Annotated in this window: 8 protein-coding genes, 1 tRNA gene and 1 other RNA gene; 9 read left to right on the forward strand and 1 reads right to left on the reverse strand. The window is 41.4% G+C overall.

Annotated elements, in window-relative coordinates:
* Positions 1 to 102: 102 nt before the first annotated feature.
* Positions 103 to 1,089, forward strand: a complete 987-nt coding sequence (locus LCM09_RS20510; protein ID WP_224885603.1) for a hypothetical protein — start codon at positions 103 to 105, stop codon at positions 1,087 to 1,089.
* 36 nt (positions 1,090 to 1,125) lie between these two features.
* Here the strand turns inward: LCM09_RS20510 and LCM09_RS20515 are convergent, their stop codons facing one another.
* A complete protein-coding gene (locus LCM09_RS20515) occupies positions 1,126 to 1,749 on the reverse strand; it encodes a cysteine hydrolase family protein (RefSeq protein ID WP_224885604.1) in 624 nt (207 codons plus the stop codon).
* 97 nt (positions 1,750 to 1,846) lie between these two features.
* Between LCM09_RS20515 and tadA the strand changes: the two genes are divergently transcribed.
* The 8 genes from tadA to LCM09_RS20555 all read left to right on the forward strand — a co-directional run bounded on the left by tadA (position 1,847) and on the right by LCM09_RS20555 (position 6,233).
* Positions 1,847 to 2,374 (forward strand): tRNA adenosine(34) deaminase TadA, encoded by a 528-nt coding sequence (gene tadA, locus LCM09_RS20520; RefSeq protein WP_224885605.1) that lies wholly within the window; start codon positions 1,847 to 1,849, stop codon positions 2,372 to 2,374.
* A 27-nt stretch (positions 2,375 to 2,401) separates the two neighbouring features.
* Positions 2,402 to 2,494, forward strand: a tRNA-Ser gene (locus LCM09_RS20525).
* Positions 2,495 to 2,594: 100 nt separating this feature from the next.
* An RNA gene (gene ffs / locus LCM09_RS20530) (signal recognition particle sRNA large type) lies at positions 2,595 to 2,860 on the forward strand.
* A gap of 137 nt (positions 2,861 to 2,997) precedes the next feature.
* Positions 2,998 to 4,689 carry a DNA polymerase III subunit gamma/tau gene (dnaX, locus tag LCM09_RS20535; RefSeq protein ID WP_224885606.1) on the forward strand — a complete coding sequence of 564 codons (1,692 nt, stop codon included), beginning with the start codon at positions 2,998 to 3,000 and terminating at the stop codon, positions 4,687 to 4,689.
* Between the two features lie 42 nt (positions 4,690 to 4,731).
* Entirely contained in the window at positions 4,732 to 5,049 is a 318-nt protein-coding gene (locus tag LCM09_RS20540; protein ID WP_224885611.1) for a YbaB/EbfC family nucleoid-associated protein, read from the forward strand.
* 11 nt (positions 5,050 to 5,060) lie between these two features.
* Positions 5,061 to 5,657 (forward strand): recombination mediator RecR, encoded by a 597-nt coding sequence (gene recR, locus LCM09_RS20545; RefSeq protein ID WP_224885607.1) that lies wholly within the window; start codon positions 5,061 to 5,063, stop codon positions 5,655 to 5,657.
* A gap of 18 nt (positions 5,658 to 5,675) precedes the next feature.
* The gene (locus LCM09_RS20550; RefSeq protein WP_224885608.1) at positions 5,676 to 5,897 is read left to right on the forward strand and encodes a YaaL family protein; all 222 of its coding nucleotides are present in this window, start codon (positions 5,676 to 5,678) and stop codon (positions 5,895 to 5,897) included.
* Between the two features lie 69 nt (positions 5,898 to 5,966).
* Entirely contained in the window at positions 5,967 to 6,233 is a 267-nt protein-coding gene (locus LCM09_RS20555; protein ID WP_224885609.1) for a pro-sigmaK processing inhibitor BofA family protein, read from the forward strand.
* Positions 6,234 to 6,567: the final 334 nt, after the last annotated feature.

Consider the following 6,567-nt stretch of genomic DNA (forward strand, 5'->3'; position numbering starts at 1 on the left):
AAAGCTCATTTATAGAACGTGCATTGTTAAAAAATGCAAGCTAAAGAATAGCAAAGGTGATATGATGGATACATAAGATTGCTAGGTTAGGAGGCTTTCACGTTGGACGAGTGGAAAGGTGCAGCGGCCGAAGTGTTTCGTGCCGTCCGAATCAATTTAAAAAATGAGCTTTCTCCGCTGGTTGATGGGGTACAAACTTTATTTACAGACAACCCATGGGGGCAGCTTTTCTTATTATTGCTATCACTTCTTGTGTTTGTGCAGATCATCAGTCTAGTAGCACGTGCCTATGATCGTGCATTTCGGAAGACGATCGAACGTAAGATGGAGACCAATTCAAATATCCATAGCTTCTTTAAAGGGTTTTTGCATCATAGACGCTCAGACGGATGGATGCATGACACTTCTTGGCTACAGAAAGAATTACAGCGTTTTGATTTATATGAACTCGAGTGGTTGAAAGCAGAGCTTTCGAGTGCTGAGAATGATTTTCGCGATTATCGCCCGCAAACGTTAGTAGCAGGAATTTTATTCTCTCTTATCACGTTGCTACTTGTATGGTATTACGAATGGACGATTTTTCAGCAAGAAATCCTCTCATTTCTTTTGCCAGTACTCATCGTCACGTGGTGTGTCGGACTAGTTTCGTATAAGGTTGGAATTAAAAAGCGCTTTTATCGTTCATTGACTACGAATATAGAACTAGCTATCCCTTCTAAAAAAGTACAGGACGTGATGAAATACATAGATTCAGATTTGAAAAGATACAAGCTAGAGCATGTTACAACGGATGCGGGATATTATGAAGTCGTTCGATGTATGACTTGTATGTATCATACGAAGTATTTAGAGGAAGTTCGTTTTCAAATCAATGACACGATTCTTTCTTTTAAAGCGGATGAACGTGCTATAGAAGTGACGGTAAGCAGTGAATACAGTCAAACATTTACGATTGATCGTCTTGAGTTTAGAAATGGCTATTGTCAAAGTCTCCGAAAAGGGAGTAAATTGTTTGATGATAAGTTGATGGTAACGTACTTAAATGCTGCATTTGAACAAAGGCCAGCTTATTTCCAGACAAGTTCGTAATCAAAAACCCCCTCTATTGCAGAGGGGGTTTTTGATTTATCCTTCATATGACGTAACAGTATTTTTCTCATCAGCACGTTGCATTATTTCGTTAAGGTCTAATTCATTTGAAGCTTGAATGTTCGCTTTCAGGTTTCCTTCCATGAGTCGTAATGCATACTCATTATCTTCTTGAACGTTAGAAGCACTACAATCCCGAGGGATGTAAAGTTCATATTCCCTCATATAAGCGTCATTGGCTGTGAACAGGACACAGATATTACCGGCAAACCCAGTAAGAATAAGCGTATGGACTTTTAGATATTTTAATAAGGAAGAAAGTGGGGTCGAGAAGAAACCAGAATGTTTCGGCTTCACAACAGTATAGTCGTCATCTTCAGGTGCTAGACGGTCTACGAGATGTTTTCCATTCGCTTCTGCAGCGTAGTTGACGACTTTATTAAAGTTCGACTGCCACATCCCATAGTTGTCATTGACGTAGATGACAGGCATCCCACTTGCTTTTGCATTCTTTTTTAAGGCTGCAATGCGATCAGCGGCTTCCTCTGTATACCTTTCTAGTAGTTCAGCACCTTCAAAATCCATTGTATTAATAACATCGATCAGTAGTAGCGCTACGGATGATTGCTGATGTTCTGATTTTGTATGTTTTTTGCTCATTTGAACTCCTCTCCCTATAATAGATAGTAGATGGAAATTGTATGTAGTTTACCCAAGAGTGGAATGAAATAAAACATTCTAAGAAGGAGTCGCCAGAATGAAAGATACGCCGTACAGTGATTGTGATTTTATGAAAGAAGCAATTGAAGAAGCAAAGAAAGCTGAGGAAATAGGAGAAGTACCTATAGGTGCAGTCATTGTAAAAGACAATAAAGTCATTGCTTCCGCATACAACTTGAGAGAATCTGAACAACGATCTGTAGCTCATGCCGAACTACTTGCAATCGATGAAGCGTGCAAGGTAACTGGAAGCTGGAGACTTACAGGGTGTACGTTATATGTAACGCTTGAACCTTGTGCAATGTGCAGCGGTGCAATTGTACTTTCAAGAGTGGAACGAGTGGTGTATGGTGCAAGTGATCCAAAGGGTGGATGCGCAGGCACTCTTATGAATCTCCTTGACGACGAGCGCTTTAATCATCAAGCAGAGATTTCGCGAGGGGTAATGGAAGAAGAATGTGGCTCGATGTTATCGTCATTTTTTCGAACGCTGAGAGAAAAGCGAAAAGAAGAAAAGCGGAGGAAAAAGGAAACGTTTGATACGAGCTCGGATGAGATGTTATAGTTTGTTTTGCAAAACAAATCGATAGATGGAGGCGTACCCAAGTCTGGCTGAAGGGGGCTGACTCGAAATCAGCTAGGGCGTTCACGCGCCGCGGGGGTTCGAATCCTCTCGCCTCCGCCATTTACAAAAGATGGATAACGTCATCTATTGATATTTTTATTTTTATGCGATATACTAGATTTTGCACGTTAGACGTGCACTGAAATTGTTATCAAATTTGCCGTGCTAGGTGGGGAATTAGCGGTGCCCTGTACTCGCAATCCGCTACAGCGAGACTGAATCCCTTCCCGAGGTTTAGCTACTGCGGGGTCTGCCCTGAATAAGTGGTGTTGACATTCGGGTCCTGCGCAACAGAGTCCTATGAACCCTGTCAGGTCCGGAAGGAAGCAGCAGTAAGTAGATTCCTCTGTGTGCCGCGGGAGTGCCCGGATCGAGCTAACTGTTCAGGTAACGCCTGTGGTGGCTTTATCAAAGGAAGGTGCACGGTTTTAATAATGAAATGACCAACTCACTCTTTAGAGAGTGAGTTTTTTTATGTTTAATTTCTGAGATTGTTTTTTGAATTAGATAGAATGAAACGGTATAATAGAAAAGTATGATGAGGTTAGGAGGAGAGTAGGCGAATGAGTTATCAAGCGCTATATCGTGTTTGGAGGCCACAGACTTTTGAAGACGTAGTCGGCCAGAAGCATGTCACACGAACAATTCAAAATGCACTCATGCAGCAAAAAATCTCTCACGCCTATTTGTTTACAGGACCTCGAGGAACGGGAAAAACTAGTGCTGCGAAGATTATTGCAAAAGCAATTAACTGTGAAAAAGCACCAGTAGCTGAACCTTGTAATGAATGCTCAGCATGCCTTGGAATCACAGATGGATCGATATCGGATGTTATTGAAATCGATGCGGCTTCGAATACAGGCGTCGATGATATCAGGGACATTCGCGATAAAGTGAAGTACGCGCCGAGTTCTGTTTCTTATAAGGTGTACATTATAGATGAGGTTCACATGTTGTCGACAGGAGCATTTAATGCTTTACTCAAAACACTTGAAGAACCACCAAAACACGTTGTATTTATTCTCGCAACCACTGAGCCACATAAGATACCTCTAACGATTATATCCAGGTGTCAGCGCTTTGATATGAGAAGGATCACGGCTTATGATATTGTGGGACGATTACAAACCATTATTGAAGCTCAAGAGATTGAGGTTCAAGAAGATGCTCTCTATCAGGTAGCAAGAGCTGCAGATGGAGGGATGCGGGATGCGCTAAGCATTCTTGATCAGGCCATATCATATAGTGAAGCAGAAGTTAGCCTTGATGATGTGCTTGCAGTAACAGGTAGCGTATCGCAGAAGATGATTTCTAGAATAGCGGCGGCTTTCTTTGTGAAAGATGTAGCTGAAGCACTTAATGCAGTTGAAGAATTGATGGAACATGGGAAGGACGCAGCTCGCTTTTTAGAGGATCTCATCTATTACTTTAGAGATCTACTCCTTTTCCAGACAGCACCTCAGCTTGAAGAAGTTGAAGAACGCGTGAAGGTTGACGAATCTTTCGAACACCTTGCTAAGAACAGTTCGAAAGAGTGGGTTTATAAGGTCATCGAAACCCTTAATCGCAATCAACAAGAAATGAAGTGGACGAATCACCCACGTATTTTCCTTGAACTGGCACTCGTTCAAATATGTCAGGAAGAAACAGCGAGCCAAGCAACTCAAGATCATAGTGAACTTCTTGATCGCATCCAAAAGCTTGAACAAGAACTAAATGAGTTGAAGCAAAAAGGAATTGAGGTCAAGCAGGTAGAACCTGAACAAGAGTCCAAACCGAAAAAACAATTTAAACCATCGAAACAGAAATCTAGCGTATCTCATGGTAAAATAAAAGAGATCCTCAAGAAGGCAACGAAACAGGACCTTATGAAGGTGAAAAGTGTCTGGGGAGAAGTAATGGAAAACGTCCGTCAGGAAAAAGTGTCTGCTCACGCCTGGCTAAAAGACAGTGAGCCTGTTGCTGCGACTGACAAAACGTTTTTACTCTCTTTCCAATATGACATGCACTGTCAGATGGCTGCGAAGGATAACATACGTGGAACTGTTGAAAGTGTTCTTACAAGAACCCTTGGCAGAAACATGGAGATGGTGGGGATTGTCGAAGGAGATTGGCAGGAAATCCGCGCCGAATTCCTAAAAACGAGAGACGAACCAGAACCTAGTGGTAATGAAGGCTCTGAGGACACGGAAGATCCTTTAGTTTCTGAGGCAAGACGCCTTGTTGGCGATGATTTACTTGATATTCAATCTTAAATTTTAAGTATAAATAAGGAGGAATTTTTTATGAAACGCGGAATGGGTGGCGGCATGAACAACAACATGATGAAACAAATGCAAAAGATGCAAAAGGACATGGCTAAGGCACAAGAAGAATTAAAAGAGAAGATCGTTGAAGGTTCTGCTGGTGGCGGAATGGTCGTTGTAAAAGCAAACGGACATAAAGAAGTTCTTGAAGTAACTGTTAAGGAAGAAGTTGTAGATCCAGATGACATCGACATGCTTCAAGATTTAATCCTTGCTGCAACGAACGATGCTCTTCGTAATGTAGATGAGCTTGTAAACAAAGACATGGGTAAATTCACACAGGGACTTAATATACCTGGATTAACATAGGGGGTATGCAGGTGCATTATCCTGAACCAATATCAAAACTAATCGATAGTTTTATGAAATTGCCGGGAATTGGACCAAAAACGGCGGTCCGCCTGGCTTTTTTCGTGCTAGAAATGAAAGATGATGATGTGCTCGATTTCGGTAAGGCATTAGTGAACGCGAAGCGCCAATTAACGTATTGCTCAGTCTGCAATCACATCACTGACACCGATCCTTGCAGAATTTGTTCAGATAGCCATAGAGATGAGACGGTTATTTGTGTCGTACAAGATGCGAAGGATGTTATCGCAGTTGAGAAAATGAAAGACTACACCGGTTTATACCATGTTCTTCATGGCGCTATCTCTCCAGTTGATGGTATTGGCCCAGAAGACATAAAAGTTCCCGAGCTATTGAAACGTCTGCAAGACGACAAAGTTACTGAGATCATTCTTGCTACGGACCCTACGATTGAAGGGGAAGCTACAGCAATGTATATTGCACGACTCGTGAAACCAACGGGAATTCGTATTACACGTATTGCTCATGGGCTTCCAGTCGGAGGCGATTTAGAATACGCTGATGAGGTTACTTTGTCTAAAGCATTAGAAGGACGCAGGGAATTATAAGCAGCAGGAGGAAATGATATGTTCTTCAAACGAAAAGGCTATTTAAGAAAGCAAGCTGATGAGCATTTGATTCAAACGCTGCAAGAATTAAAAGAAGTTTGGAATAAACAAAAAGAGATAGTAGGGCGTAGCGTCGAACCTTCTGGTGCAGTTCTTGCACGATTGAAACTCGACGAAGCAAAATATTTCTTCCTATTAAAAGAAGCGAAGCGCAGAAAAATAAGAATGGGGAAGTCATAAAACTTCCCGTTCTTTTTTATTTGGACAGACATACACTTTAATAATTCTGGAAAAGAGCGGGGGACTTCTATGGATCCTAAACTCGTTATCGGATTATTCGCGATATGTATTGTTCTGTTACTTTTTATAGGTGCGCCATTAAAGCCAATGCGGTGGATAGGGCATGGATTGATCAAACTTGCCATAGGCGCTCTGCTATTATTCTTTTTGAATACATTCGGTACACCGTTTGATCTTCACGTACCGATCAACTTTGGTACTGCGGCCATTTCGGGGTTCTTAGGACTCCCGGGCCTAGTTGCCTTAGCTTGCATTCAGCTAATTATCATAGCTTAAACGAAGGGAACTCGTTAATAAAACGAGTCCTTTTTGTTTTTCTAAAATAATTTTAATAAAAGGGTTGCGTTTAATAAGCACAGTTGTTATAGTTATAAATGTCGCCGAAACAACAAGGCAGACACACAAAACTTTCAAATAAAGTTATTGACGACGAATTAGTTAATATGTTATATTAATAAAGTCGCTGAAAACGACATTGGAAGAATCAAATCGATCTTTGAAAACTGAACGAAACGCCATGCAAGAAATTGTTTCTACGGAAACAACAAGTTTTAAAGCTAGATTAGACTTTCTATCGGAGAGTTTGATCCTGGCTCAGGACGAACGCTGG

Origin of the sequence: Guptibacillus algicola, from assembly GCF_020171805.1 — a bacterium.
Taxonomy (GTDB): domain Bacteria; phylum Bacillota; class Bacilli; order Bacillales; family Guptibacillaceae; genus Guptibacillus; species Guptibacillus algicola.

Excerpts from the sequence above, each read along its gene's own strand:
- LCM09_RS20540 (WP_224885611.1), top strand. The coding sequence starts at position 4,732 with ATGGGTGGCGGCATGAACAACAACATGATGAAACAAATGCAAAAGATG.
- LCM09_RS20550 (WP_224885608.1), top strand. The coding sequence starts at position 5,676 with ATGTTCTTCAAACGAAAAGGCTATTTAAGAAAGCAAGCTGATGAGCAT.
- LCM09_RS20515 (WP_224885604.1), bottom strand. The coding sequence starts at position 1,749 with ATGAGCAAAAAACATACAAAATCAGAACATCAGCAATCATCCGTAGCG.
- dnaX (WP_224885606.1), top strand. The coding sequence starts at position 2,998 with ATGAGTTATCAAGCGCTATATCGTGTTTGGAGGCCACAGACTTTTGAA.
- tadA (WP_224885605.1), top strand. The coding sequence starts at position 1,847 with ATGAAAGATACGCCGTACAGTGATTGTGATTTTATGAAAGAAGCAATT.
- LCM09_RS20555 (WP_224885609.1), top strand. The coding sequence starts at position 5,967 with ATGGATCCTAAACTCGTTATCGGATTATTCGCGATATGTATTGTTCTG.